Genomic DNA, 24,511 nt, shown 5'->3' with positions numbered 1-24,511 from the left:
TGATGCAAATGGCAGACGGGGCCGGGGGTTTGAGGCCCCCCGGCCCCGTGAGGCGTGTGCCTTGGTGCGGTGCGGCGGATCAGCTCACCCGGTCACCGTGACGCGGGTGGTGCTGTCACCGCCGCGGCCTCAGCCCTTGGTCCACTCGTGAACGTTCCAGGTGATGGAGCCCTGGGACGGGTTGGGGACGATGTTCTGCACGCTGTCGCCCCAAGCGGTGATGCCGGGGTGCTGGAAGATCGGGATGGTGACCAGGTCCTCCCACAGCAGCAGCTCGACCTGGGCGACCAGTTCCTGGGCGGTGTCCTCGTCGGAGGTGATCAGGATCTGGTCCAGCAGCTCGTCCACCTCGGGGTTGGCGTAGCAACCGTTGTTGTTGCCCTTGCCCTCGACGGTGCACTCGGAGGAGCGGTAGGTGGAGCTCCAGCCGGACCGCTGGTTGGAGCCGATCCACGCGAACTGGGCGACATCGAAGGTGCCCTGCGACAGACCACCGGTGGTGTCGAAGAAGTCGGCGGAGGAGACGAACTCGACATCGAAGCCGGCCTGGTCACAGGATGCCTTGACCAGCGCGCCGGAGTCGTTGCGGCGCTGGTTGTCCAGGGTCTCCACGCGGATCTTGGTGCCCACCGCGTCCTCGGCCTCCAGGATGGCGCGGGCGCGGTCGATGTCGGTGACACCGAACTCCTCGACCACGGGGGCGACGGCGGCGTCGGCCACGTCGTAACCCGGGTCCCAGGGGGCGATGTTACGGATCTGCTTGACCTCAGCGTCCGGCACGATCGGCTGGATCAGGTTCTCGACGATCTGCTGACGCGGGGCGCACAGCGCGAACGCCTGACGCAGTTCGAGCGAGTCCGCGAACGGGCCGCGGTCGAAGTTGAAGTCCCAGTGCTCGTAGGTGTACTGGTTGCCCAGGTGCGACTGGATGCCGGACGCCTGCGCGAGCTGGTTGGCGACATCCACCGTCGGCTGCGGCTGGATGACGTCGACCTCGCCGTTCTGGAGCGCCGCGACCTGCTGCTCCTCGGCCACCTGGCGGATGACGATGGTCTTGGTGGCGGGCTGCTCGCCCCAGTACGCCTCGTTGGCGGTCAGGGTGACCGACTGGCCCTCTTCGAAGCCGGTCAGCTTGTACGGGCCGGAGGAGGGGATGATCGACTCATCGGGCAGCGAGCCGTTAATCAGCCAGCCCTCATTGAAGAAGGCGGCGGCGTCGGCCAGCGGGGCCGGGTCGTCGCCCAGCAGCGCGGCGAGGAACTCCTCGTCGCTCAGCCCGCCCTCCGAGGCGACGACGTGCGCCGGCATGATCTTGGTGTTGCCGGTGCCGGGGCCCGCGGACTCCCAGTCGGCGTACGGGGTGGTGTACTCCAGGGTGAAGGACTTGCCGCCGGGCTCGCACTCGGGGCGGACGGTGTCCTCGATACCCGCGGTGCTCACGGCGGAGAAGAGGCCGTCGAGGTGGCCGCTCTGCTGGGTCCACCACAGCTGGATGTCGTCACAGTCGATCGGCACGCCGTCGGACCATACGGCGTCCTCGTTGATGGTGTAGTTGACCGTCAGCGGGTCGTCGGACACCTTCTCGTAGGTGCCGAACTCCGGGTTCGGGGTCACCAGGCCGCTCTCGCCCTGGAAGGACCAGAAGCCGCCGACGGTGCCGTTGAGTATCGTGCCGTTGGCGTTGGAGTTCGCGCCCGCGGTCGTGGGGTTGTAGCTGTCCAGCGGCTGGGCCCAGGCGAGCGTCACCGTGTCGGAGGACCCCCCGCCGCCGTTGTTCTTCTTGCCTGCGTCGTCGCCGCCGTCGCTGTCGCTGCCACATGCTGAGAGGACGAGTGCGCCTCCCAGGATGGCTGCGCCCAGCTTTGACGCCCTGCCGATTCGGGTCATCTTGGGCCTTCCACGGTGTGATGACTTGTAGTGTGAAGTTGCGGAGAGCTTCGTCACAGAACAGCGCGCGAACAAGTGCGCAAGGGTGACCGTTGTGCAGCCGAGATGTGAAACAGACTGAGTTGTTACCAGTATCTACGCGCATATATGGAACAAACGGGCGTTTCCGCAGTGCTAGCACATCGGCAACGTGAACGCGTGTTCGCATTGCGGGCACGGGCAGGAGAACACCTGACCCACCCTGTCCCCGGGGGGATGGAAACCTGCCGAAGTTGGGTAAAAACGCTGTGGGGGCGGCGTGTTCCGTGATTCGGTGATGTCCGTATCCGGGTTCAGCGCCTGGGCGCCCCGCCCAGTGCCTGCCAGGCCCGGCGGACGGAGCCGGCCGAGGGTAAACCGGTGGCCGGTCCGTCCCACCATCGATCGCGTGCGTGCGGGAGCCGACCCATGCTCACCACCATTCACACCGCCTATACCGACACCAGGGCCGACGATCTGGCCTGGGCGCTGGGCCGCGAGCCCCTGCCGTCCCTGGCCACCCTCGATCTCGAACTCGCCGGCGCGAGCGTGCAGCTGCGCGTGCTGGGGGCCTCCCACCAGGTGCTGCTCAGCGCGCTGGGCGACTCCTGTTCCGAAACCGTGGCCTGCATGCCGGGCAGCAACACCCCCCTGCCGCTGGGGGTCTCCAAGCGGCTGGGCAGCTTCGACTACGAGTTCGCCGCCCGCGTCGAGACCCTGAGCGCCGGCTCCTTCACCGGCCGCGCGCAGGAGCTGCTGGCGCTGGTCGCCGAGCATCCCTACGGACTGGCCGCCACCTTCCCCGGCGACCCGAACGCCTTCACGGCCTTACTCGCCCAGCGGCGCGGCCACCAGGTGCACTGGCGCACCTGGCACGCCTATCCGCAGGAGCGGCGCCTGGTGGTCACCCGGACCAGGATCGGCGTGCACAGCCCTTCCACGAGTGACAGAGTGGGTGCGGGGAGTGACGTAATGTTCGGCTCGTGATAGCTCCATCCGCCCCCGCACCGGGGCGGCCCACGCCCCGGCGGTCCGGTCCGCCGCACGACAACGGGCCCGGCTCCGACGCCGCCCGGCTGCCGGTGCCCCCCGGTATCGGCCGGGCGCTGGTGCTGGCCGGCGTCTTCGTCTGCGCGGCCTGCGGCCTGGTCTACGAGCTGGAACTGATCGCGCTGGCCGATCACTTGGTGGGGGACACCGTCACCCAGACCTCGGTCGTGCTGTCGCTGATGGTCTTCGCGATGGGGATCGGCTCGCTCGCCTCCAAACGGCTGCGCGGGCGCGCCGCCGCCAACTTCGCGCTGATCGAGGCGTTCCTGGGCCTGGTGGGCGGCAGTTGCGCCATGGTGCTCTACCTCTCCTATGTGTGGAGCGGCGAGGCGCGCTGGGCGCTGTTCGGCTACGCGCTCGCCATCGGGGCGCTGATCGGTGCCGAGATGCCGCTGCTGATGGCGCTCATCCAGCGGATCAGGGAGCAGGAGGCGGATCGCGCCGTGGCCGATCTGTCGGCGGCGGACTACGTGGGGGCGCTGCTCGGCGGGCTGGCCTTCCCCTTCCTTCTGCTGCCGCTGCTGGGGCGGGTGACGGCGGCGCTGGTCACCGGTGCCGTCAACGCGGCGGCGGGCGGGCTGCTGGTGCTGTGGCTGTTCCGGGACGATCTGACCCGGTCCTGGCGGTGGCGGTTGCTCGCGCTCAACGCGGGCGTCATCGCGGTGCTGCTCGGGCTGATCACGTGGGTGGCTCCGCTGGAGCGGGCCACGGACGCGGCGCTGGCGGAGCGGACGGTGAGCGGCGGGAGTGGTGAGGAGCCCGGATAGCGGTGCGGCGAACGGGGCGGATCAGGGCGGCGGCCGGGTGGCCGGCCGGCCGGGCCGGCGTCGGAGTGCCCCCAGGTGGGGTGGCCGGTTTCCCTGTCCTGTGTCGGACTAGTCGTTTAAGCGGCCCCAGTGGGTAGGGTCGCGGCATGGAACACGAGGTCTACGTCCCGTTCTCCGCCGCCGTGCTGCGGAGCGCGTTCGCCGATCCGGGGCGGGTGGCCCGTTGTGTTCCCGGCCTTGAGCTGGACCGGGAGCAGCCGTCCGGGGAACCCTCCGCTTCCGCCGCGGGTTCCGGCGCCGCGGCGGAGCCGTCCACCGTCGCCGGCCGGCTGCGGCTGCGCATCGGCGGCACCTCCATCACCTATCGGGGCACCCTGACCGTCACGGCCCCGGCCGGAACCGGGGGCCTCACCCTCACCGCCGAGGGCGGCGAGGCACGCGGTACCGGCACCGCGGCGCTGACCCTCACCGTCGCCCCGCGCACGCTCGCCGACGGCTCCGGGACCACCCTCGCCTTCAGCGCCTCCGTGCGCAGCGAGGGCCGGCTGGCGGCCATCGGGGCACGGCAGCGGGAGACGGCGGGCCGCCGGCTGCTGGACCGCTTCCTGGAGGCGCTGGTGGCAGATCTCGGCCAGGAGGAGGTCGAGCGGGGCGAGGTGCCGCCGGTGAGCGGCACCGGAGGCATCGGCGAGCCCGGTGACAACGAGCGGGTCATCCCCGGCATCCCCGCCCCCGAGAGTCAGCCGGCGGCGGCGTCCGCGCACGGCGGGCAGGAGTTCGAGGACCTGGAGAGCCTGGAGGGTCTTCCGGAGCTGGAGGGTCTGGAGGAGCTCGACGGTCTGGAGGATCTGCAGGATCTCGAAGCCCTGGAGGACTTGGAGGATCTGGAGGACATGGAGGAGGAGGGGGAACGCGCCGCCCGCCGGCACACCCCGGCCCCCGAGGCCGACTTCGCGCGCCGGACCATGATCGGCCGCAGCGCCGAGGAGGTCGACCACGCCCCGCCGCGCGGCCGTTACGCCCCCGCGCCGCCGCCCGGCACCGGGGGCGCCGTTTCCATCTCGCTGCGCTGGGTGGCCCCGGCCGCCGCGCTCGCCCTCGCCTCGGCCGTCGTGGTGGGACGGGTGCTGCGACGGCGCCGCTGAGCGGGCATCGTTATGGTCTTCGGGTGACCACGGATGACTCAGACCGACCCGACCGCCAGGACGACCGTGCCGAGCAGGGCGTCTCGTTGCGTGCCGGCGGCACCCGGCTGACGGTGCGCCCCGACCAGGGCGCCCGGCTGTCCTCGCTGCTGATCGACGGCACCGAACTGCTGCGGCAGGGCGAGCGCTTCGGCTCCTTCGTGATGGCCCCCTGGTGCGGCCGCACCCGCGAGGGCCGGTTCCGCAACGGCGGGATCTCGCACCAGCTGCCGGTGGACGAGGGCCAGCGGCACGCCATGCACGGGACGGTACGGGGCAGGCCGTGGCGGACGCTGCGGGCCGATGAGCGCTCGGCGGTGTTCAGCCGCGCGATCGGCGCCGGCGAGCAGGGCGACCCCTGGCCGTACGCGGGCACGGTGACCCAGCGCGTCGAACTGGCCGAGGACGGCAGTGGGCTGACGCTCACCCTGGGGGTGGAGACCGCCGAGGTGTCCTTCCCCGCGCAGGCCGGCTGGCACCCCTGGTTCCTGCGGCATCTCACTCCCGGAGCCCCGGGCGCGGAGCTGGGTTTCAGCGCCGGCTGGCAGGAGGAGCGCGGCGATGACCATCTGCCCACGGGGCGGCGCATCACGCCGCTGCCGGGGCCGTGGGACGACTGTTTCGGGATGCCGGAGGGGGTGGACGTCACCCTGACCTGGCCCGGGCAGCTGGAGCTGAAGGTCGCGAGCCGCAGCGAGTGGGTGGTGATCTACGACGAGGTGGCCGAAGCGCTGTGCGTGGAGCCGCAGTCGGGGCCGCCGAACGGGCTGAACACCACCCCGCACCTGGTCACTCCCATCGAGCCGCTGGAGATCTCCACGGTCTGGACCTGGCGGCGGCTGCCGTAATGTCGGCTTTCATGAACGCGCGTGAGACCCTGCTGCGGCAGATTCAGAACAAGGCCGTGGTGTACGGCAAGGTGACCCTCTCCTCCGGGGTGGAGTCCGACTACTACGTCGACCTGCGGCGGATCACCCTGGACGGGGAGGCCGCCCCGCTGGTGGGCGAGGTGCTGCTGGAGGCCACCGCGCATCTGGAGTACGACGCGGTGGGCGGGCTGACGCTGGGCGCCGACCCGGTGGCCGCGTCGATGCTGCACGCGGCGGCCGCGCGCGGCCGCCGGCTGGACGCGTTCGTGGTGCGCAAGGCGCAGAAGGTGCACGGACTTCAGCGCCGGGTGGAGGGCCCCGACGTGGCGGGCCGCCGGGTGCTGGTGGTCGAGGACACCTCCACCACCGGTTCCTCGGCGCTGGAGGCGGTGGCCGCGGTGCGTGAGGCCGGTGCCGAGGTGGTCGCGGTCGCCGTGATCATCGAACGCGGTGCGGCGCCGGCCGTCGAGGCCGCCGGGCTGCCGTACGTGCAGATCTACGGCCTGCCGGAGCTGGGCCTGGGCTGACGCCCCCCGCCAGCGGTTATCGCGGAGAGTCACTGTTTCACGTGAAACAGTGACTCTCTGTGTCTATGGTGCCCGCCACACTGGTGCATCTGTTCCGGTCTGGGAGGATGGGCGGGACGCGGAACCGCACGGATACCAAGGAGCGGACAGATGCCCATCGCAACTCCCGAGGTCTACAACGAGATGCTCGACCGGGCGAAGGCAGGCCAGTTCGCCTACCCCGCCATCAACGTCACCTCGACGCAGACCCTGCACGCCGCACTGCGCGGCTTCGCCGAGGCGGAGAGCGACGGCATCGTACAGATCTCCACGGGCGGCGCCGAGTTCCTGGGCGGCCAGTACGACAAGGACATGGTCTCCGGCGCGACCGCGCTGGCCGAGTTCGCCCATGTCGTCGCCGCGAAGTACCCGGTGAACATCGCGCTGCACACCGACCACTGTCCCAAGGACAAGCTGGACGGCTACGTGCGCCCGCTGCTCCAGCTCTCCAAGGAGCGCGTCGACCGCGGCCTCAACCCCCTCTTCCAGTCGCACATGTGGGACGGCTCCGCCGAGACCCTCAAGGACAACCTGGAGATCGCCGAGGAACTGCTGGCCCTCGCCGCCGCCGCCAGGATCGTGCTGGAGGTGGAGATCACCCCCACCGGCGGTGAGGAGGACGGCGTCACCCACGAGATCAACGACAAGCTGTACACCACCGTCGAGGACGCCCTGCGCACCGCCGAGGCGCTGGGCCTGGGCGAGAAGGGCCGTTACCTGCTGGCCGCCTCCTTCGGCAATGTGCACGGCGTCTACAAGCCCGGCAACGTCGTCCTGCGCCCCGAGCTGCTCAAGGACCTCCAGGAGGGTGTCGGCGAGCGCTACGGCAAGCAGAGCCCCTTCGACTTCGTCTTCCACGGCGGCTCCGGCTCCACCCGCGAGGAGATCGCCATCGCGCTGGGCAACGGCGTGGTGAAGATGAACCTCGACACCGACACCCAGTACGCCTTCACCCGGCCCGTCGCCGACCACATGCTCCGCAACTACGAGGGCGTGCTGAAGGTCGACGGCGAGGTCGGCGACAAGAAGACCTACGACCCCCGCAGCTGGGGCAAGCTCGCCGAGGCCGGCATGGCCGCCCGCGTCACCCAGGCCTGCGGCGACCTGCGTTCCACCGGCACCCGCCTGAAGTGACACCCCGGGCACCGAGGTGAAAGGCGCCCCCGAGCAGGCAGACTGGACCACATGTCCCTTCACGAGAACCTGCTCGGGGGTCCGCCCCCGACCCACCTGCCCGACGACCCGGAGCCGCGCGAACTGCTCGCGTCCGGCACCGCCCCCTCCGAGGTGGCCGCCAAGTACCCGGCCTCCTCCCTGGTCTGGGCCCAGCTCGCCGACGACGCGTTCGCCGAGGGCGCTCCCGTCGCCTCCTACGCGTACGCCCGCACCGGCTACCACCGCGGCCTGGACGCGCTGCGCCGCAGCGGCTGGAAGGGGCACGGCCCCATCCCGTTCGAGCACGAGCCGAACCGGGGCTTCCTGCGCGCCCTGCACGCGCTGGCGCGCGCCGCGCAGGCCATCGGGGAGCAGGAGGAGTACGAGCGCTGCACGACCTTCCTGCGCGACAGCTCGCCCACCGCGGCCCAGACGCTGTCCTGAACCCCCGCACCTGATCGCCGGGCCCGCGCGACGCCCGTGACCACGAGAGCGCCCCCGCACACCACGCGGGGGCGCTCTTCGGGCCCGGGGGACGTACTCTGCGGCTGTACCCCGGCGATCCCGGGAAGTACGCAGGCGCACGGACCAGCGTGAAGGAGCCAGCGAGATGTCGGACACCCCCGGCGAGCCGACGCTGCACTACGACGGCAGCACGCCGTACGAGGACTATGTACGGGCCGAGGTGCTGACCCACCTCCAGCGCCCGCTCTCGAAGGACCCGGGCGAGATGGCGTTCCTCGTCACCACCCAGGTCATGGAGCTGTGGTTCACCGTGATCGTGCACGAATGGCGGACCGCCGCCGACGCGCTGCGCGGTGATGACCTCCCGCGCGCGCTGGAGGCGCTGCGCCGCTCCGGGTACGAGCTGAGCGCGCTCAACGCCTCCTGGGAGCCGCTGGCCCACCTCACCCCGGGGCAGTTCAACGCCTACCGGGCGGCGCTGGGGGAGGGCTCGGGCTTCCAGTCGGCGATGTACCGGCGGATGGAGTTCCTGCTCGGCGAGAAGTCCGCCGCCATGCTGGTCCCGCACCGCGGCACCCCGAAGGTCCACGACGAGCTGGCCAAGGCCCTGCACGAGCCCGGACTGTACGACGAGGCGCTGGCCTACCTCTCCCGGCACGGCGATCGGCCGCTGCCCGCCGAGGTGCTCGGCCGCGACTTCAGCGCCCGCTACGAGCCGCACCCGGAGGTGGAGGCGGCCTGGCAGCGGGTGTACGCGGCCGGCGACGGTCCCCTCCAGCGGCTGGGGGAGGCGCTGACCGAGGTCGCCGAGCTCGTGTGGCGCTGGCGCAACGACCATCTGGTCGCCACCCGGCGGGCGATGGGCGGCAAGACCGGGACGGCCGGCTCCGCCGGGGTCGCCTGGCTGGAGAAACGTGCCGCCAAGAACGTCTTCCCCGAACTGTGGACGGCGCGCAGCTATGTCTGAAGCCGGGACCGGGACGGAGACAGCCACCGGGGCCGGGGCACCGGCGGTGGCCGCTGACGCGGGCGAACCCGGCGCCGAGGCGCGGCGCCTGGACGCGGCCGACCCCCTGCGCGCCAAACGCGCCGCGTTCGTCCTGGACGACACCGTCTACCTCGACGGCAACTCGCTGGGCGCCCTGCCCCGTACGGTCCCGGACCGCCTCGCCGAGGTGGTGTCCCGCGAGTGGGGGCAGCTGCGGATCCGCTCGTGGACCGAGTCCGGCTGGTGGACCGCCCCCGAACGGGTCGGCGACCGGATCGCCCCGCTGCTCGGGGCCGCGCCCGGCCAGGTGGTGGTGGGTGACTCGACGAGCGTGAACGTCTTCAAGGCCGTGGTCGCCGCCGTCCGGATCGCGCCCTCCGACCGTGACGAGATCCTGGTGGACGCCGCCACCTTCCCCACCGACGGCTACATAGCGGACTCCGCGGCCCGGATGACGGGCCGGACGCTGCGCCCCGTCCCCGCCGAGCGGATCGCGGCGGAAGCCGGGCCGCGTACGGCCGCGGTGCTCGTCAACCACGTGGATTACCGCACCGGCGAGCTGCGCGACCTGCCCGGCATCACGGCGGCGGTCCATGCGGCGGGCGCCCGGGCGGTGTGGGACCTGTGCCACAGCGCGGGCGCCCTGCCGCTCGCGCTGGACGCGGACGGCGTGGACTTCGCGGTCGGCTGCACCTACAAGTACCTCAACGGCGGCCCCGGCGCTCCCGCGTTCCTGTACGTGCGCTCCGGGCACCAGGAGGCGTTCGACTCGCCGCTCCCCGGGTGGAACTCGCACGCGGAGCCGTTCGCGATGTCCCCCCGCTACCGCCCGGCCGACGGCGCCCCGCGCGGCCGGGTGGGCACCCCGGAGATCCTGTCGCTGCTCGCCCTGGAGGCCGCGCTGGAGGTGTGGGACGGCGTCGACATGGCCGCGGTGCGGGCCAAGAGCCTGGCCCTGACCGCCTTCTTCGAACGCCGGCTCGCCGGGCTGCTGCCCAGCATCACCCCCGCCGATCCGGCCCGGCGCGGCAGCCAGGTCGCCCTGCGCTGCCCGGACGCGCGCCGGGTCACGGCGGAGCTGACCCGGCGCGGGGTGGTGGCGGACTTCCGTGAACCGGACGTGCTGCGCTTCGGCTTCACCCCGCTGTACACCTCCTTCGCCGACGCGGACCGCGCGGCGCGGGTGCTGACCGAGGTGCTCGCCGGGACCCCGGCCCCGCCCTTTGGCGCGGGGGCGCCCGACACCGGCCGGGACGCCGACGAGGCCGCCGCCCTGCTCTCCCGGCCCCCGGCCGCGCCCGACCGCACCCTGCGGTACGGCCCGCATCCCGCACAGCTCGTGGACCTGTACGGGGACGGGGAGCCGCGGGTGGTGATCGTGCACGGCGGCTGGTGGCGCGAGAGCTACGACCGCGCCCATCTGGCCCCGCTCGCGGCGGCACTGGCCCGGCACGGCGTCCCGGCGGCGCTGATCGAGTACCGCCGGGGGCCGGGGTGCTGGCCGCACGCCGCCGAGGACGTGCGCGCCGCCCTGGACGCCCTGCCGGGCGGCACGCCTCTCACCCTGGCGGGCCACTCGGCCGGCGGCCAGCTGGCGCTGTGGGCGGCGGCCGGCCACCACCGCCGGGTGGCCCGTACGGTCGTGGTCTCCCCGGTCGCCGACCTGGTCGCGGCCGACCGGCTGGGCCTGGGCGCGGGCGCGGTCCGCGACCACCTGGGCGGGCCGCACCCGCAGGCCGATCCGCTGCGTCTGCCGACTCCGCCCGGTCCGGTGACCGTGCTGCACGGCACGGAGGACGGGCAGGTGCCGCTCGCCCACTCGCTGGCGTACGCCACCCGGCACGGCGCGACGGTGATCCCGCTGCCGGAGACCGGTCACTACGCGCCGATGGACCCCGGGACAGCGGCGGGCGCCCGGCTGACCGGCCTCCTCAGGCGAGGCTGAGCCGCAGTTCGGCGAGCCGGGCGAGGTCGTCGGGGACGGTGGCCCGTTCCGCGTCGGAGAGCGGGACGGCCGCCGCCTCGTCCAGGCGCCGGGTGACGGCGGCGGCGTCCTCCCCGGCGCGGTGCGCGACATCGGCGCGCAGGATCAGCAGCCGCGCGCGCTGCACCGGCGTGGGCCGCTGGTGGGTCAGCGCCAGCACCCGGTCCAGCACTTTGGCCGCGCCCGGCAGGTCCTCCTTGGAGTCGGCGAAGAGCGCCGCGAAGTGCAGGGCGCGCTCGAAGGTGTCCTTGGGCGCGGGCTCGATGTGTCCGTCGCCGCCGGTCGGCTGCCCGACCCGGATCGAGTTCCCACCGGGGTCGGTCATGAGGAACTGCCGCACGCCGTACGCCATGTCCTTCAGCGGCCCGATCCGCGGTATGCCGCGGGTGGGCACCTTCCCGTAGGTCTCCTTGAGGCCGGCCCGGAAGATCTCGTGCAGGGCGTCGACCTCGTCGGTGAGGATGTAGCAGCCGCCGAGGGAGGTGGCCGGGTCGAAGTTCTTCATGCCGAAGAACTGGAGCTCGACCGTGCCGCGTTCGACGACGAGGTAGGCGTACGGGCTGTGCTGCTCGAAGGTCACCGCGAAGCCGAGCGAGGTGTAGAACTCGGCGACCGGTGCGATGGCCGGACAGGTGAGGAGCGGAATGGTTTTCTCGGTCATGCCGCCGACTCTAGTCAAGTTTGACTACCGGCGCCTGTGGCGGCGCGGAGCACCGCCGCGCACCGCCTCCCGGGACGGCGCGCGGCGGTGCTCGCGCTCAGGCGAAGAACCCCATGACACCGGCGCCCGGCTTCGCCGCCGCCCGGCGGAGCCACTCCGCGACCGACTCGACGGCTTCCAGGACCTCCCCGTCCAGCGCGGACCGCTGCTCGCGGGTGGTGGACTCCCACTGCGTCAGCGCGCGGGCACAGTCGGCCGCGCTCCACACGCCGTGCCCCGGCACGTCGTCGGGGCGCGGCAACGGGCCGGGGAAGTCGTGGTACGTGAAGGAGGTGACGTCCACCGCGGTGACGCCCAGCTGCGCCAGACCCTCGTCCACCCGGCCCAGCCATCCGTACCGGAAGGGCGAGAAGCTGTTGTTGTCCAGCGGCCGGCCGTGAAAGGCACAGATCCGCTGGTAGGCGTACGCGTACTGGAAGGCGTGCGCCTTCTCGAACGGGCCACCGTCGACCACCGCGCGCAGCGCCTCGTACGCCGTGGGCGCCCCCTCGGCTATCCGATCGGCGAACCACTCGTCGTCCCGGTCGAGTTCCCGCTTGAAGCGGCCGCCCATCATCCGCCGCTGCTTCTCGTCCCCGCCGCCGACGACGCCGCGCACCAGCGCGGGATCGACGAGATACAGGCTCAGTGCGTAACTCATGGCGCGAGTCTAGGAGTCGGCGTCCGCCAGGCGGACCGCCGTGCCGTACGCGCACACCTCGGTGCCGAAGTCCGCCGTGCTGACCTCGTACCGCATCGCCAGCACCGCGTTGGCGCCGCGCGCCCGGGCCTGTTCCATCAGCCGCTCCACGGCCTGGGCCCGGGACTCGGCGAGCGTCTTGGTCAGCCCGCGCAGTTCGCCGCCGAACATCGACTTGATGCCCGAACCGATCTGGCTGCCGAGGTTCCGCGAACGCACCGTCAGCCCGAAGACCTCACCGATCACCTCGGTGACCCGGCGCCCCGGGATGTCGTTGGTCGTGACCACCAGCACTCCCGCGGCCGCGCTCGGGCCGCCGCCGAAATCGTCGATGCTCATGCCCACAAGCCTAGGCCGGGCGGCGGGTGATGGCGAGAAGGTGTGCGGAGGCCGCCCGCGACTCCGGACGCCCACCGGTGATCCGCTCCGCCGGCCGGGCCGTGGGCCGGCGGGAATCCCGGCATCGGGGCGCGGTCATGCCAGGTGTGTGTACGCCACGATGTTGGAGTCGTAGCCCGTCGCCGCCGACCAGGCGCCGCCGCAGGTGATGAGGCGGAGCTGGGGGGTGTCGTCCGAGCCGTAGACGAGGTCGGAGGGGAAGTTGTTCTTGGCGTACATCTCCACCGCGTCCACGATGAAGGTCGCCATGGTGCCGTCCTCCCGGTCGACCTCCACCGTCTCGCCGGGTTGGAGGTTCGCCAGGCCCGCGAAGGCCGCCGGGCCGACGTAGGTGTCGAGGTGGCCGACCAGCAGGGCCGCCCCGCGCTCACCGGGGGAGACGCCGCCGGAGTACCAGGCGGCGCGCATGGCGTCCTCCTCGGCCGGGGTGGGCGGGCCGCCGTCCGGGTCGAGCTGGGCGCCGAAGACCTCGACGTCCGTGCCCAGGGAGGGCACGCGGACCCGGGTCGGGCGGGAGCGGGGCAACGGGGCCCCGTATCCCTCGGCGCCCGTGTAGGAGGGGCCGATCGTCGGGCTGGCCTCGGCCTCGGCCGCCGCGGTCTGCTGCTTGCCGAACTCGATCACCGGCTCCGGCGGCCAGATGCCGGCCGTCAGACCGACCGTCACCGCCGCCACCGCAGCCGCCACCTCGTAGCGGCGGCTGCGGCGCGCGAGCCGTTGGAACCGGGTCAGGCTGGAGGCCGGACGCTGGGCAGCGGCGTGTCTGAGACCCCGGCCGCGCGGCGCCGGACGGCGCCGCCCGCTCGGGGTACCCGGACGGGAGCGGGCGCAACGGTAGCGCTCGCCCGCCCGGCGTACGAGAGCGGCCGGACCGCCCAGGAGGCCGCGCAGGATCTCAGTCACGCTCGTGCCCATCAGTAGTAGTGGTTACCGGCGGAGCGGCGGCGCCGGGCGAGGAACACGTAACCCACCGCGCCGGCGACGGCGAGACCGCCGCCGACGGCCAGCGCCGTGGTCTGGGCGGTGCTGCCACCGTCCGCCGTGCCGCCGAAGCCGGCCCCCGCGCCACCGGAGGGGGTCGCCGAGGTGAAGGTGAAGTTGGTCGTCAGGGTGACGCCATCGGCGCAGACCAGGGTGACCGGGTAGCTCTTGCCGATGGTCAGGCCGCTGGTCCTGATCTTGCCGGTGCCGAACCAGCGGCCGTCCGACTCCTTGGTGGCCAGGTTGATGTCGGCCTGGAACGCCTCCGAGGTGGCGGGCCCGCCCGGCTGGCAGGTGGACCGGACGGTGACGGAGGTACCGGCACCGCCCGCGCTCGGGCTGATGGACAGCGGCGGGTTGGTGGTCTGGCTGCCCTTGTTGTCGCCTCCGGCGACGGCGGGAGCGGCGGCCAGACCGAGGGTCAGAAAGGCGGCGGCGACGCCGGTGACCAGGCGGCGCCCGGTCGTGGACGTCCTTCGCGGTGACTGGGACTTCATAGGAGCGATGACCTCCGGGTCGTCGGCGAACGGCACGCGCGGTGGCGTGACGGGTTGTCACCTATGCGAACAGTGGGTCATGTGATCCGCATCCGGAGTGCGTCCCTGCGGGTGCCGCGTTGCTCCGTACCGGGGTACGGGTGCACCGCGACGGCCTACGGAAGGGCCCGACCGCCCCTCGGGGGAAAGGACGGCCGGGCGTCTCGGGAAGGGGGTGTGGACACCGCCCTCCCTCCCTTCCATTGTGCTCCCGCGAGGTGCTTCCGCGGGCCCTACTTGGTGTCCAGATCTCGCCTGCCGAAGCCCGCCAGGCCAAGCGCCAGCAGGGCCGCGGCCAGCGCGGTGAGCGTCAGCAGGGACAGCCACGCGGCCCCGTCCAGGGCCGCCGCGGGCAGCTGCGGGACGTGGCCGAAGGGGGAGAGATCGTTCAGCCAGGAGGGGAAGCCGACCAATTCCCCCAGATAGCCGCACACGAATGCGTACGCCGGGACGATCCACGCGGCGGCGCTCGCGCGCGGGAACCATCCGTACAGCACCGCCGCGAGCCCGGCCGTGACCCACAGCGCGGGGGCGTACGCCAGCGCCGCGCCCAGCGTCTTCCACAGCAGCGAGCCGTCCGACCCCGACAGCGCGCCGGTGGCGCCGAGGGCGAGACCGCCCACCGCCAGCACGGCGGTGCCGCCCGCCAGCGCCACCAGCAGATGGGAACCGGCCCACCGGGTACGGGACAGGCCCGTCGCCAGCAACGGCTCCGCCCGCCCCGCGCTCTCCTCGGCGTGCGGCCGCAGCGCCGCCATCACCACGTACACCGCGGCCACGATCGCCGGGACGATCAGCACCACGGACAGGAAGGACTCGGCCACGGTCGCCCCGCCGGCCCGCGCCACCTGCTCCCGCACCGCCTCGATGTCCTCGATCATCTTCTCGACATCGCCAAGGATCGAGCCGTACATCACCCCCAGCAGCGCGAGCCCGGCGGCGAACGCCACCAGGACGCCCCGGTGCAGCCGCAGCGCGAACCCCAGCGGGTGGCCGAGGGCGGCGGAGCCGGTCGGGGAGCCCAGCCGCTGCGCGCGCAACCCGGCGCCCACGTCCCGGCGTACCGACAGGGCGAACGCGCCCCACACTCCGGCCGCCGCCAGCGCCACCGACAGCAGCAGCGGCCACCAGTGGTCGCCGGCGAACACATAGGTCCGCTGGGCCCACCCGATCGGCGACAGCCACGACAGCGCGGAGCTGCCGCCGTCCCCGCCCACGTCGCCGACCGCCCGCAGCGCGTACGCCGCCCCGATGGCGGCCAGCCCCAGGCCGGAGGCACCGCGCGCGTACGGGGTGATCTGTACGGCGACGGCCGCCAGCGCCGCGAACACGAGCCCGGTGGCGGTGTGCGCCGCCCCGTACAGCAGCGCGCCCCCGGCGCCCTGTCCCACCACGGCGGCCGTCACCCCGAGCCCCAGCAGCACGTTGGCGAGCGCGGCGAGCACGAGCGCCGCCGCCAGCTGGGCGTGCCGCCCCAGCACGCCGGCCCGCAGCAGCTCGGCGCGCCCGCTCTCCTCCTCGGCCCGGGTGTGCCGCACCACCGTGAGGACGCTCATGAGTCCGACCACGACCAGGACGAAGCCGAGCATCTGGTGGCCGAGCATCGCGCCGAAGCCGTAGTCGCCCTCCAGGTAGCGGGCGGGTCCCGTCATGGCGAGCCCGGCCGGGCTGCCGAGGGTGTCGGCGACGGCCTGCCGGTCGGCGGCGTCCGCGTAGGTGGACTCGAAGCTGGCCAGGGAGGAGGCGGTGCCCAGGACGAGGGCGCCGATCCACACCGGCAGCCGTACCCGGTCGCGGCGCAGTGCGAAGCGCAGCAGGACGCCGGTGCCGGTCAGCGCGCCGGCCGGGGCCCTGTCCCGGGCGGGCGGGGGCAGGGGCGCGGTGCCGGGAGCCGTCGTGGTGGCGGCGGTCACCGGTGGGCCGCCAGTTCGTCGCCGTAGTGCCGCAGCATGAGTTCCTCGAGGGTCGGCGGATGGCTGACCAGCGACCTGACCCCGTACCCGGACAGCTCCCGCACCACCGTGTCCAGCCGGGCGCCGTCCACCGTGAAGCGAACCTCCCCGGGCGCCTCGCCGCCGCGCAGGTCGTGCACCCCGGCGAGCTGGGCGAGCGCGGCGGACGGGCGCTCGGTGACCGCCTCGATGGTGGTGCGGGTCAGGTGCCGCATCTCGTCGAGGGTGCCGCTCTGGACGGTCTTCCCGAGCCGGATGATGCTCACCCGGTCACACAGCTTCTCGACCTGGGCCAGGATGTGGCTGGAGAGCAGCACGGTCTTCCCGGCGGCCTTGGCCTGGAGGATGACGTCCTGGAAGACGACCTCCATGAGCGGGTCGAGGCCGGCGGTGGGCTCGTCCAGCAGGAGAAGTTCGGCGTCGGAGGCGAGGGCGGCGACGATGGCCACCTTCTGCCGGTTGCCCTTGGAGTAGGTGCGGCCCTTCTTCGTCGGGTCGAGGTCGAAGCGCTCGATCAGCTCCGCGCGGCGCCGCGCGTCGAGTCCGCCGCGCAGCCGGCCGAGGAGGTCGATGGCCTCGCCGCCGGTGAGGGAGGGCCACAGTTCGACGTCGCCAGGAACGTAGGCCAGCCGCCGGTGCAGGGCCACCGCGTCGGCCCACGGGTCGCCGCCGAGCAGTGTGGCCGTGCCGGTGTCGGCGCGCAGCAGGCCGAGCAGCACACGGATGGTGGTGGATTTGCCGGCGCCGTTGGGGCCGAGGAAGCCGTGCACCTCACCGGAGCGGACGGTCAGGTCGAGGCCGTCGAGGGCGCGGGTCCTGCCGAAGGTCTTCACGAGCCCCGTCACCTCGATGGCGGTGGGGGGAGTTGCCTGGGTCATCTCTCGAAGTTATCGAACTTTCAGTAATGTGTGAAGTTAAGAAAGCGCCAAGAGGGACGGCCGCGATGAGATGGGAGTATGAGCAGGTGAACGATCAGCAGCCCCGGGACGAGGCGGCCGTGGCGGCCTTCGTGGAACGGTTCGCCGCGGACCTCATCGAAGCCGGCATGGCCCGGATGCCGGCCAGGATCTTCGCCTGCCTGATGGCCTCGGAGGAGGGGGTCCTCAGCGCCGCCGAGATCGGCCGCCGGCTCCAGGTCAGCCCGGCCGCCGTCTCCGGCGGCGTGCGCTACCTCGCCAATGTCCACATGGTCAGCCGCGAACGCGAGCCCGGCTCCCGGCGCGAGCGCTACCGCCTCCACCAGCAGGTGTGGTTCGCCGCCCTGGTCCACCGCGAGCCGATCATCGAGCGCTGGAGCGCCAGCATGCGCGCCGGGGTCGAGATCGTCGGCCCCGGCACCCCGGCCGCCGAACGGCTGGCCGAGACCGCCGACTTCATGTTCTTCCTCCAGGAGGAGCTGAGCGGGATGCTGGACCGCTGGCGCGAACGGAAGCGCACCGGCGCCGGCACCGGCACCGGCACCGACTAGCCCGGCGGCATCCGCAGCCGCAGTCCGCCCTCCAGCACGGTCCAGGTCCGCGCCCGGGTCGGCCCGCAGTCCATCGCGTCCGCCCGGTACCGGAACCCCTGCCCCGTCTGCCCGGTCACCGTCACCGACGCCGCCCGCACCCGTACCTCGGAACCGCCCCGGACCACCACCTCGGCCAGCCCGCCCGCGGCCCGCACCGACACCGCCGTCACCGGCCGGTCGCCGACCACCAGCACCCGCCCGTCCGCCTCCACCCGCAGCCGCTCACCGCGGACCTGGGCGGTGCCGAACCCGCGCCGCCACCACGGCACCAGCGGCGGACGCGGGGCGGGAATACCCAGCGCGCCGAGCACCACGTCCCCCGCGTCGTCCGTCAGCAGGTCCAGCGACCGGTCCGCGCCCGCCAGCACCGCCCGCGAGGCGGCCACCGCGTCCGTCGGCACCCCGAGGCCGCGCGCCAGCGCCACCGCCGGGCCCGCGCCCACCGGCACCATCGCCAGCGGCGCCACCGCCAGCTCTCCCGCGCGGTGCAGCGCCCGTACCGCCCGGACCAGCGCCCGGTCGTCCCCGACGATCACCACCCGGTGGCTGCCGCGCCGGGCCAGCGCCCTCGACATGGCCTGCGGGCCCTCCAGTATGCGGACCTTGGCCTCACCCGCCCCCACACCCGCGCACAGCACATCGCGCGCGATCCTTACCGATTCCCCATCCGCACGCCGTGCCGCCGGGTCGATGACGATGAGCACCTGTTCGCCTCCCGCCCCCATCTCCCGTAAGCTCTCTGTGCAAGAGCCCCTGTCGCGATTGCGCCAGGGGTTTCGTCGATCCGGGGCAGCTGACTTTCCCATGCCCCGCTCGGAAGGGGTGTACGCCTGTGCCCGCACTTGTGCTGCTCGGCGCTCAGTGGGGTGATGAAGGCAAGGGCAAGGCCACCGATCTGCTCGGCGGTTCGGTTGACTACGTGGTGCGTTACCAGGGCGGCAACAACGCCGGTCACACGGTCGTCGTCGGCGACCAGAAGTACGCGCTGCATCTGCTGCCCTCCGGCATTCTCTCCCCCGGCTGCACCCCGGTCATCGGCAACGGCGTCGTCATCGACCCCAAGGTCCTCTTCTCCGAGCTGGACGGCCTGAACGCCCGCGGGGTGGACACCTCGCGGCTGCTGGTGAGCGGCAACGCCCACCTCATCACCCCCTACCACCAGACCCTCGACAAGGTCTCCGAACGCTTCCTGGGTAAGCGGAAGATCGGCACCACCGGTCGTGGCATCGGCCCGACCTACGCCGACAAGATCAACCGGCAGGGTATCCGGGTCCAGGACCTGTTCGACGAATCGATCCTGCGGCAGAAGGTCGAGGCGGCCCTCGACCAGAAGAACCAGCTGCTGGCCAAGCTGTACAACCGCCGCGCCATCGGCATCGACGAGATCACCGGCGAACTGCTCGGCTACGCCGACCGGCTGCGCCCGTACGTCGCCGACACCACCCTCCTCCTCAACCAGGCGATCGACGAGGACAAGGTCGTGCTGCTGGAGGGCGGCCAGGGCACGCTGCTGGACGTCGACCACGGCACGTACCCCTTCGTCACCTCCTCCAACCCGACGGCGGGCGGTGCCTGCACGGGCGCGGGCATCGGCCCGACGAAGATCAGCCGGGTGATCGGGATTCTCAAGGCGTACACGACGCGGGTCGGCGCCGGTCCCTTCCCGACCGAACTGGAGGACGAGGACGGCGAGGCGCTGCGGCGCATCGGCGGCGAGTTCGGCGTCACCACCGGGCGCGACCGGCGCTGCGGCTGGTTCGACGCGGTGATCGCGCGGTACGCGACCCGGGTCAACGGGCTCACCGACTTCTTCCTCACCAAGCTGGACGTGCTCACCGGCTGGGAGCGCATCCCGGTCTGCGTGGCGTACGAGATCGACGGTCGCCGGGTCGAGGAACTGCCCTACAGCCAGACCGACTTCCACCACGCCAAGCCGGTGTACGAGTACCTGCCCGGCTGGAGCGAGGACATCACCAAGGCGCGCTCGGTGAAGGACCTGCCGGTCAACGCGCAGCGGTACGTGCAGGCCCTGGAGGACTTCTCCGGCGCCCCGATCTCCGCGATCGGCGTCGGCCCCGGGCGGGACGAGACGATCCAGATCAACTCGTTCCTGTAACCGGGCCTCTCGGTACAACGGCCGGGGCCGGAACGCGGAACGCGTTCCGGCCCCGGCCGTTCGTCGTCGCCGGGTACGGCGACGCCCTCCGTCAGTACGGGCTCTGGTACTCGCCCGTCAGCGTCTCCGAGAGGGTCGCGCCCTCCACGGGCTCCATCGTCAGCTCCGGCGCCTCACTGTCCTCGTCGGAGGTGACGTAGTAGGCGGGCAGCGGGTCGCAACCGCCGCTGGTGACCTCACCCGGGCTGACGGTCATGCCGTCGCCGTTGATGTCGCCGGACACCATCTGGAACTCCCAGGTGCAGGAAGAACCGCTGACGGTCAGCGCCTTCTGGCCCGGGTAGGCGATGGTCTCGGGGGAGACGGTGGCCGAGCCCGCACCCGGGATGTCCACCACCCAGGACTTGGAGATCAGCGCGTACGGCATCGAATCGCGCTGCACGCCGGCGACGGCCAGCTCGAAGTCGGCCTCCATACCCGCGTCGGGGACGGTCCAGTTGACCTCGGAGCCGTCCATCTCCAGCGTCTGGTTGCCGAGCGCCGAGCACGAGGCCGAGCTGGGCACCGTCTCGGTCATCTCGTTGGTGAACGTCAGCACCCCGCCGGTGGTGTCCAGCAGCTGGCCCTCGCCCTTGCACAGCACGTCGCCGTACAGGTCCCAGGTGGTGAGGTGGGGGTTGTAGTCGTCGTCGTACGAGACCTCCATCCGGCGCAGCGCGGTCTTGCCGGAGGGGTTCTCGACCTCCGCCTCCCACGCGTTGTAGATGTCGTACGGGATCTCGTTCGGGTCGATGTTCCCCGGGACCTCTTCGACCGGGTCCGGCTCGGGCTCGGGGTCCGGCTCCGGGTCCGTCTGCGGGTCGGTCTGCTGGGTCGGGCTGGGGTCCGGGTCCGCCTGGTTGTTCTTGTCGTCGTCACCGCTGGTCAGGGCCAGAGCCACGCCCACCGCGATGCCGAAGACGGCCACCGCCGCCGCGACGATGAGCCAGGTGAACTTCTTCTTGCCGTTCTGCCCGCCCGGTCCGCCGGGAGCACCGGGGCCGCCGGGGCCCATCGGGTAGACCGCGTTCATGCTCTGGTGCCCGTACGGCGTCGGCTGTCCGGGGCCGGGGCCCTGCGGGTAGCCGTAGCCGGGGCCCTGCTGCCCCGGGTAGCCGTAACCGGTGGTGGGCTGGCCGTACGGCGTGGGCTGGGCCGTGCCGTACACCCCCGGCGGCGGCATCGCCGAGGTCATGGTCTGCATCGCGTCCATGCTGCCCGGACCCTGTCCCGGCACCGGGCTCGGCGGCGGGGTGCCCGGGGCTCCGGGGGTCCCGGGGGCCGCCAGCTGCGTCGGGGTCGGCAGGGCACCGGGCGGCGGCGGGGTCACCGGGGCGCTCGGCGGGCCGGAGTTCGGCGGCGGCGACGCGGGCGCGGCCGGGGCGTTCACCGAGGACGGCGGCGCGGACGGCATCGCCGGCGGCGGCGACATGGCCGGCCGGGGCGGGGCCACCAGCGGGTCCTCGGAGTCCAGCAGTTCCACGGCGTGCTTGCCGAGCTTGGCGATCAGGGCGCCCGGCAGCCACGGCTCGTCGTCGCCGATCTCGTCGGCGTCGACCGTCCGCTCCAGCAGCGCGCTCAGCCCGGGCCGTTCGCCGGGGAACTGCGCCAGGCAGTCCTCGATCAGCGGGCGGATGCCGTCCGGCACGCCGTCCAGGTTCTTCTCGTCCTGGACGATCCGCAGCATGAGCGCGTGCATCGCGCTGTTGGCGTCGCCGAACGGGGTGTGCCCGGTGGCGGCGAACGTCAGCACCGACCCCAGGCAGAAGATGTCGCTGGCCGGGGTGACCAGTTCACCGCGGCACTGCTCGGGCGACATGAAGCCCGGCGAACCGACGGCCGCGCCGGTACGGGTCAGCCCCTCGCCGTGGGCCTCCAGGGCGCGGGCGATGCCGAAGTCGATGACCCGCGGGCCGTCGATGGTGAGCATGATGTTGGACGGCTTGAAGTCACGGTGCACCAGGCCGGCCGCGTGGATGTCGCGCAGCGCCTTGACGAGACCGTTCGCGAGGATCAGCAGCGTGCGCTCGGGCAGCTTGCCGTAGGTGGAGGTGACCACCTCGTGCAGGGAGGGGCCGGCCACGTAGCCGGTCGCCACCCACGGCGTCTCGGCCTCGGTGTCGCAGTCCAGCACCGGCGCGGTGAACTCCCCGCCGACCCGGCGGGCGGATTCGACCTCCTGCTGGAAGCGGCGGCGGAATTCGGGCTGCCGGGCGAGTTCGGGCTGCACGAGTTTTACGGCCACCGTGCGTCCACGGTCGGAACGGGCGAGATAGACGCTGCCCATCCCGCCGGCGCCCAATTTCCCCAGCAGCCTGTACTGGCCCACACGTTGGGGATCGGTGGGCCCGAGCGGTTTCATGCTGTGGTACTCCTCTTCGCTCGCGTAAGCCCCCTGAGGATACGGGTGCCTGTACGTACACATGGGGACAGAAGCCGAACCGTAACCGGTTCCCGTTCTCGGGTGTGAGCTTGCGATCCTTGCCAATTTGTGATCTGGATCATCGAATACCGATCACTTACTGATCAGTAGTCGTGTCAGCCGCTATTGCCGGTAGAAGTCCAGGGTCCGGCCGCCCGGATCGTCGATCCAGCCGACTGTGATCGTGTCATTGGTGCCCCGCGCGACCGTCAGCCGGGGAGCACTGAATGCGCCGCAGGACTCCAGGCTCGCGGCGGACGCGGACTCCACGTAGACGTCCGGCCCCAGGACGACATCCCGGTCGAAGACCTGCGCGAGGTTGTTCTCCCACACACAGGTGCCGCGATCGTCGTTCCACTCCTCGTAGGTGAGCACCACCTCACCGATGGTGCCCTCGGAGACGGTCAGGGTGGTGGCCCACTCGACGCCGTCCTCGTCGGTCCAGGTGTCGCCCCACTCGCCGACCAGCAGATCGGGTACCGCGTCGCTCCCGGCGCGCTCCAGATCGATCTCCTCGCCGGCCAGGGCGAGCGTCATGTCCCCTTCGCCGAGGGCCACCATCCGCTGCACCTCGGGGGTGCCGGGGGTGGGGCACTCGCCGTCCACCTCGTCGGCGGGCACGCTCCAGGCGGGCTCGGCCCGGAAGCCCAGCTCGTCCGCGTCCTTGTCGAAGGAGCTGAGCCGCATGTCGTACGAGCACAGCAGATAGTCGGTCACGGCGGTCACCGTGCCGACGTTCTCGCCCTCCTCGCCCTGGACGACATCCAGCCGCACCCCGTGCCAGACGTTCTCGCCCTCGTCGTCCACGGTGGTGTACTCGCCCTGCCAGGAGCCCAGATACGCCTCGGTGATCGCTTCGCCACCGCCACCGCCACCGCCTCCGTTGCCGTTGATGACGTTGGCGGTGATGATGCCGCCCCCGATCAGGGCGACGAAGGCGACGCAGATGCCCGCGATCGCCGGGCCGGACAGCCGGCGGCCGGCGGCGCGCCCCGGGGGCTGGTGCGGCTGGTGCGTGTACACCTGCTGGGAAGGCGGGCCGAACCCGCCCGAGTGGTGCGCGTACGGGCCGGGGGCCGCCCCCGGCCGGCTGTAGGGGGAGGGCACCGGGCCGCCGAAGGTGGACTGGAGATGCGGCGGCTGGGCCGCAGCGGGCTGCTGCTGCACGGGCGTCGCCGGGGTCGCGAGCGCCGTCGGGTTGGGGGAAGAGGGCTCGGGCGAGGACGCGGGCGGGGTCACCGCCGGGGTGTCGGTGCGGCTCTCCGGGTCCTCGGAGTCCAGCAACTGGACGGCGTGCCGCCCCAGCTGGGCCACCAGCGCGCCCGGCAGCCAGGGTTCGCCGTCGCGTTCGGCCGCCGTGTGGCGCTCCAGGTCGTCCAGGGTGGGGCGGGCCGCCGGTTCCTTCGCCAGACACGCGGAGATCAGGCCACGCAACGGGGCGGGTATGCCGTCGAGTTCCGGCTCCTCCTCGGCGATCCGGAACAGCAGGATGTGCGCCCCGCTGTCCAGTGCCCCGTACGGGGTGCGCCCGGTGGCCGCGTACGCGAGTACCGAGCCCAGGCAGAACACGTCACTGGCGGGGGTCAGCCGCTGGCCGCGTATCTGCTCGGGGGACATGAATCCGGGGGAGCCGACCGTGGCCCCGGTCCGCGTCACTCCGGCGCCGGGCTCCGACTCCAGGACGCGGGCGATGCCGAAGTCGATGACCCGGGGCCCGTCGATCGTCAACAGCACGTTGGACGGCTTGAGGTCGCGGTGCACCAGGCCGGCGGCGTGGATGTCGCGCAGCGCCGCGGTGAGACCGTTGGCCAGCAGTCGGATGCTGCGCTCCGGCAGCGGCCCGAAGTCGCGGCCCACCACCTGGTGCAGGGAGGGGCCGGCGATGTAGCCGGTGGCGACCCAGGGCGTCGCCGCCTCGGTGTCGGCGTCCAGGACGGGCGCGGTCCAGCGGCCCCCGACCCGCTGGGCGGCGGTGATCTCCAGGGCGAACCGCCGCCGGAAGTCCTGCTCCCGCGCGAGCTCACCGCGGATGGTCTTGACGGCGACGGTGCGGCCGCGGTCGGAACGGGCCAGGTACACCTGGCCCATGCCGCCCTCGCCCAGTCTGGCCAGCAGCCGGTACTCACCTATGCGCTGCGGGTCCTGTGGCGTCAGCGGGTCCATGCGAAACGAACTCCCCCGTTCGAAACCTTCATGCCTCACTGAGGATAGAGGCCCCCCGGC

Annotated in this window: 20 protein-coding genes and 2 pseudogenes; 11 read left to right on the top strand and 11 right to left on the bottom strand. The window is 72.5% G+C overall.

Annotated features, from left to right (window positions below; all coding sequences use genetic code 11):
• Nucleotides 1–129 precede the first annotated feature (129 nt).
• Nucleotides 130–1,887 (bottom strand): ABC transporter family substrate-binding protein, encoded by a 1,758-nt coding sequence (locus H7827_RS13710; protein WP_432745355.1) that lies wholly within the window; start codon nt 1,885–1,887, stop codon nt 130–132.
• A gap of 447 nt (nt 1,888–2,334) precedes the next feature.
• Between H7827_RS13710 and H7827_RS13705 the strand changes: the two genes are divergently transcribed.
• The 9 genes and pseudogenes from H7827_RS13705 to kynU form a co-directional block, all read left to right on the top strand.
• Nucleotides 2,335–2,892, top strand: a complete 558-nt coding sequence (locus H7827_RS13705) for a DUF2617 family protein (protein ID WP_432745353.1) — start codon at nt 2,335–2,337, stop codon at nt 2,890–2,892.
• Nucleotides 2,889–3,677 (top strand): annotated as a pseudogene (locus tag H7827_RS13700) (spermidine synthase); the annotation flags it as partial. The gene H7827_RS13705 and the pseudogene H7827_RS13700, both read left to right, overlap by 4 nt.
• 191 nt (nt 3,678–3,868) lie before the next feature.
• Nucleotides 3,869–4,867 carry a CoxG family protein gene (locus H7827_RS13695; protein WP_432745351.1) on the top strand — a complete coding sequence of 333 codons (999 nt, stop codon included), beginning with the start codon at nt 3,869–3,871 and terminating at the stop codon, nt 4,865–4,867.
• A 23-nt stretch (nt 4,868–4,890) separates the two neighbouring features.
• Complete coding sequence (locus tag H7827_RS13690) at nt 4,891–5,754, top strand: aldose 1-epimerase (RefSeq protein ID WP_432745349.1); 864 nt, start codon at nt 4,891–4,893, stop codon at nt 5,752–5,754.
• A gap of 11 nt (nt 5,755–5,765) precedes the next feature.
• Nucleotides 5,766–6,302, top strand: coding sequence for an orotate phosphoribosyltransferase (gene pyrE, locus H7827_RS13685; protein WP_030733069.1), 537 nt, complete (start codon nt 5,766–5,768; stop codon nt 6,300–6,302).
• A gap of 150 nt (nt 6,303–6,452) precedes the next feature.
• The gene (fbaA, locus tag H7827_RS13680; RefSeq protein WP_432745347.1) at nt 6,453–7,475 is read left to right on the top strand and encodes a class II fructose-bisphosphate aldolase; all 1,023 of its coding nucleotides are present in this window, start codon (nt 6,453–6,455) and stop codon (nt 7,473–7,475) included.
• A gap of 51 nt (nt 7,476–7,526) precedes the next feature.
• Entirely contained in the window at nt 7,527–7,940 is a 414-nt protein-coding gene (locus H7827_RS13675; RefSeq protein WP_030733075.1) for a DUF3151 domain-containing protein, read from the top strand.
• A 166-nt stretch (nt 7,941–8,106) separates the two neighbouring features.
• Complete coding sequence (locus H7827_RS13670; RefSeq protein ID WP_432745344.1) at nt 8,107–8,928, top strand: tryptophan 2,3-dioxygenase; 822 nt, start codon at nt 8,107–8,109, stop codon at nt 8,926–8,928.
• Nucleotides 8,921–10,156 (top strand): annotated as a pseudogene (gene kynU, locus H7827_RS13665) (kynureninase); the annotation flags it as partial. The gene H7827_RS13670 and the pseudogene kynU, both read left to right, overlap by 8 nt.
• 724 nt (nt 10,157–10,880) lie before the next feature.
• Here kynU and H7827_RS13660 read toward each other — a convergent pair.
• The 7 genes from H7827_RS13660 to H7827_RS13630 all read right to left on the bottom strand — a co-directional run bounded on the left by H7827_RS13660 (nt 10,881) and on the right by H7827_RS13630 (nt 17,079).
• Entirely contained in the window at nt 10,881–11,594 is a 714-nt protein-coding gene (locus H7827_RS13660; protein ID WP_432745342.1) for a bleomycin resistance protein, read from the bottom strand.
• A gap of 97 nt (nt 11,595–11,691) precedes the next feature.
• Nucleotides 11,692–12,294: a DUF7691 family protein gene (locus H7827_RS13655; RefSeq protein WP_432745340.1), complete on the bottom strand. Its 603-nt coding sequence runs from the start codon at nt 12,292–12,294 to the stop codon at nt 11,692–11,694.
• Between the two features lie 9 nt (nt 12,295–12,303).
• Nucleotides 12,304–12,672 carry a YbjQ family protein gene (locus tag H7827_RS13650; protein ID WP_030733097.1) on the bottom strand — a complete coding sequence of 123 codons (369 nt, stop codon included), beginning with the start codon at nt 12,670–12,672 and terminating at the stop codon, nt 12,304–12,306.
• A gap of 135 nt (nt 12,673–12,807) precedes the next feature.
• Nucleotides 12,808–13,635 carry a class F sortase gene (locus H7827_RS13645; RefSeq protein WP_386541897.1) on the bottom strand — a complete coding sequence of 276 codons (828 nt, stop codon included), beginning with the start codon at nt 13,633–13,635 and terminating at the stop codon, nt 12,808–12,810.
• 11 nt (nt 13,636–13,646) lie between these two features.
• Nucleotides 13,647–14,246, bottom strand: a complete 600-nt coding sequence (locus H7827_RS13640; RefSeq protein WP_148236114.1) for a hypothetical protein — start codon at nt 14,244–14,246, stop codon at nt 13,647–13,649.
• Between the two features lie 236 nt (nt 14,247–14,482).
• The gene (locus H7827_RS13635) at nt 14,483–16,162 is read right to left on the bottom strand and encodes an ABC transporter permease (protein WP_432745337.1); all 1,680 of its coding nucleotides are present in this window, start codon (nt 16,160–16,162) and stop codon (nt 14,483–14,485) included.
• Complete coding sequence (locus H7827_RS13630) at nt 16,159–17,079, bottom strand: ABC transporter ATP-binding protein (protein ID WP_386541901.1); 921 nt, start codon at nt 17,077–17,079, stop codon at nt 16,159–16,161. Before H7827_RS13630 ends, H7827_RS13635 begins: the two co-directional genes overlap by 4 nt.
• Nucleotides 17,080–17,144: 65 nt before the next feature.
• On the opposite strand from H7827_RS13630, the gene H7827_RS13625 reads away from it, so the two are divergent.
• Nucleotides 17,145–17,669 (top strand): GbsR/MarR family transcriptional regulator, encoded by a 525-nt coding sequence (locus H7827_RS13625; protein ID WP_432745335.1) that lies wholly within the window; start codon nt 17,145–17,147, stop codon nt 17,667–17,669.
• Here H7827_RS13625 and H7827_RS13620 read toward each other — a convergent pair.
• Entirely contained in the window at nt 17,666–18,436 is a 771-nt protein-coding gene (locus tag H7827_RS13620) for a diacylglycerol kinase (RefSeq protein WP_386541905.1), read from the bottom strand. The two genes, H7827_RS13625 and H7827_RS13620, sit on opposite strands and share 4 nt — an antisense overlap.
• A 107-nt stretch (nt 18,437–18,543) precedes the next feature.
• On the opposite strand from H7827_RS13620, the gene H7827_RS13615 reads away from it, so the two are divergent.
• The gene (locus H7827_RS13615) at nt 18,544–19,827 is read left to right on the top strand and encodes an adenylosuccinate synthase (RefSeq protein WP_386541906.1); all 1,284 of its coding nucleotides are present in this window, start codon (nt 18,544–18,546) and stop codon (nt 19,825–19,827) included.
• Nucleotides 19,828–19,918: 91 nt separating this feature from the next.
• On the opposite strand, the gene H7827_RS13610 is transcribed toward H7827_RS13615, so the two are convergent.
• Nucleotides 19,919–22,228 (bottom strand): serine/threonine-protein kinase, encoded by a 2,310-nt coding sequence (locus tag H7827_RS13610; RefSeq protein WP_432745332.1) that lies wholly within the window; start codon nt 22,226–22,228, stop codon nt 19,919–19,921.
• A 183-nt stretch (nt 22,229–22,411) separates the two neighbouring features.
• A complete protein-coding gene (locus tag H7827_RS13605; protein ID WP_432745330.1) occupies nt 22,412–24,451 on the bottom strand; it encodes a serine/threonine-protein kinase in 2,040 nt (679 codons plus the stop codon).
• Nucleotides 24,452–24,511: the final 60 nt, after the last annotated feature.

It is taken from the genome of Streptomyces sp. JH002 (genome assembly GCF_050916115.1).
In the GTDB taxonomy this organism is placed as follows: domain Bacteria; phylum Actinomycetota; class Actinomycetes; order Streptomycetales; family Streptomycetaceae; genus Streptomyces; species Streptomyces xiamenensis.
This window is presented reverse-complemented; position numbering and strand designations above follow the sequence as displayed.

Excerpts from the sequence above, each read along its gene's own strand:
- H7827_RS13705 (WP_432745353.1), top strand. The coding sequence starts at position 2,335 with ATGCTCACCACCATTCACACCGCCTATACCGACACCAGGGCCGACGAT.
- H7827_RS13605 (WP_432745330.1), bottom strand. The coding sequence starts at position 24,451 with ATGGACCCGCTGACGCCACAGGACCCGCAGCGCATAGGTGAGTACCGG.
- H7827_RS13650 (WP_030733097.1), bottom strand. The coding sequence starts at position 12,672 with ATGAGCATCGACGATTTCGGCGGCGGCCCGAGCGCGGCCGCGGGAGTG.
- H7827_RS13675 (WP_030733075.1), top strand. The coding sequence starts at position 7,527 with ATGTCCCTTCACGAGAACCTGCTCGGGGGTCCGCCCCCGACCCACCTG.
- H7827_RS13630 (WP_386541901.1), bottom strand. The coding sequence starts at position 17,079 with ATGACCCAGGCAACTCCCCCCACCGCCATCGAGGTGACGGGGCTCGTG.
- fbaA (WP_432745347.1), top strand. The coding sequence starts at position 6,453 with ATGCCCATCGCAACTCCCGAGGTCTACAACGAGATGCTCGACCGGGCG.
- H7827_RS13620 (WP_386541905.1), bottom strand. The coding sequence starts at position 18,436 with ATGGGGGCGGGAGGCGAACAGGTGCTCATCGTCATCGACCCGGCGGCA.
- H7827_RS13610 (WP_432745332.1), bottom strand. The coding sequence starts at position 22,228 with ATGAAACCGCTCGGGCCCACCGATCCCCAACGTGTGGGCCAGTACAGG.
- H7827_RS13660 (WP_432745342.1), bottom strand. The coding sequence starts at position 11,594 with ATGACCGAGAAAACCATTCCGCTCCTCACCTGTCCGGCCATCGCACCG.
- pyrE (WP_030733069.1), top strand. The coding sequence starts at position 5,766 with ATGAACGCGCGTGAGACCCTGCTGCGGCAGATTCAGAACAAGGCCGTG.
- H7827_RS13695 (WP_432745351.1), top strand. The coding sequence starts at position 3,869 with ATGGAACACGAGGTCTACGTCCCGTTCTCCGCCGCCGTGCTGCGGAGC.
- H7827_RS13670 (WP_432745344.1), top strand. The coding sequence starts at position 8,107 with ATGTCGGACACCCCCGGCGAGCCGACGCTGCACTACGACGGCAGCACG.
- H7827_RS13655 (WP_432745340.1), bottom strand. The coding sequence starts at position 12,294 with ATGAGTTACGCACTGAGCCTGTATCTCGTCGATCCCGCGCTGGTGCGC.
- H7827_RS13625 (WP_432745335.1), top strand. The coding sequence starts at position 17,145 with ATGAGATGGGAGTATGAGCAGGTGAACGATCAGCAGCCCCGGGACGAG.
- H7827_RS13710 (WP_432745355.1), bottom strand. The coding sequence starts at position 1,887 with ATGACCCGAATCGGCAGGGCGTCAAAGCTGGGCGCAGCCATCCTGGGA.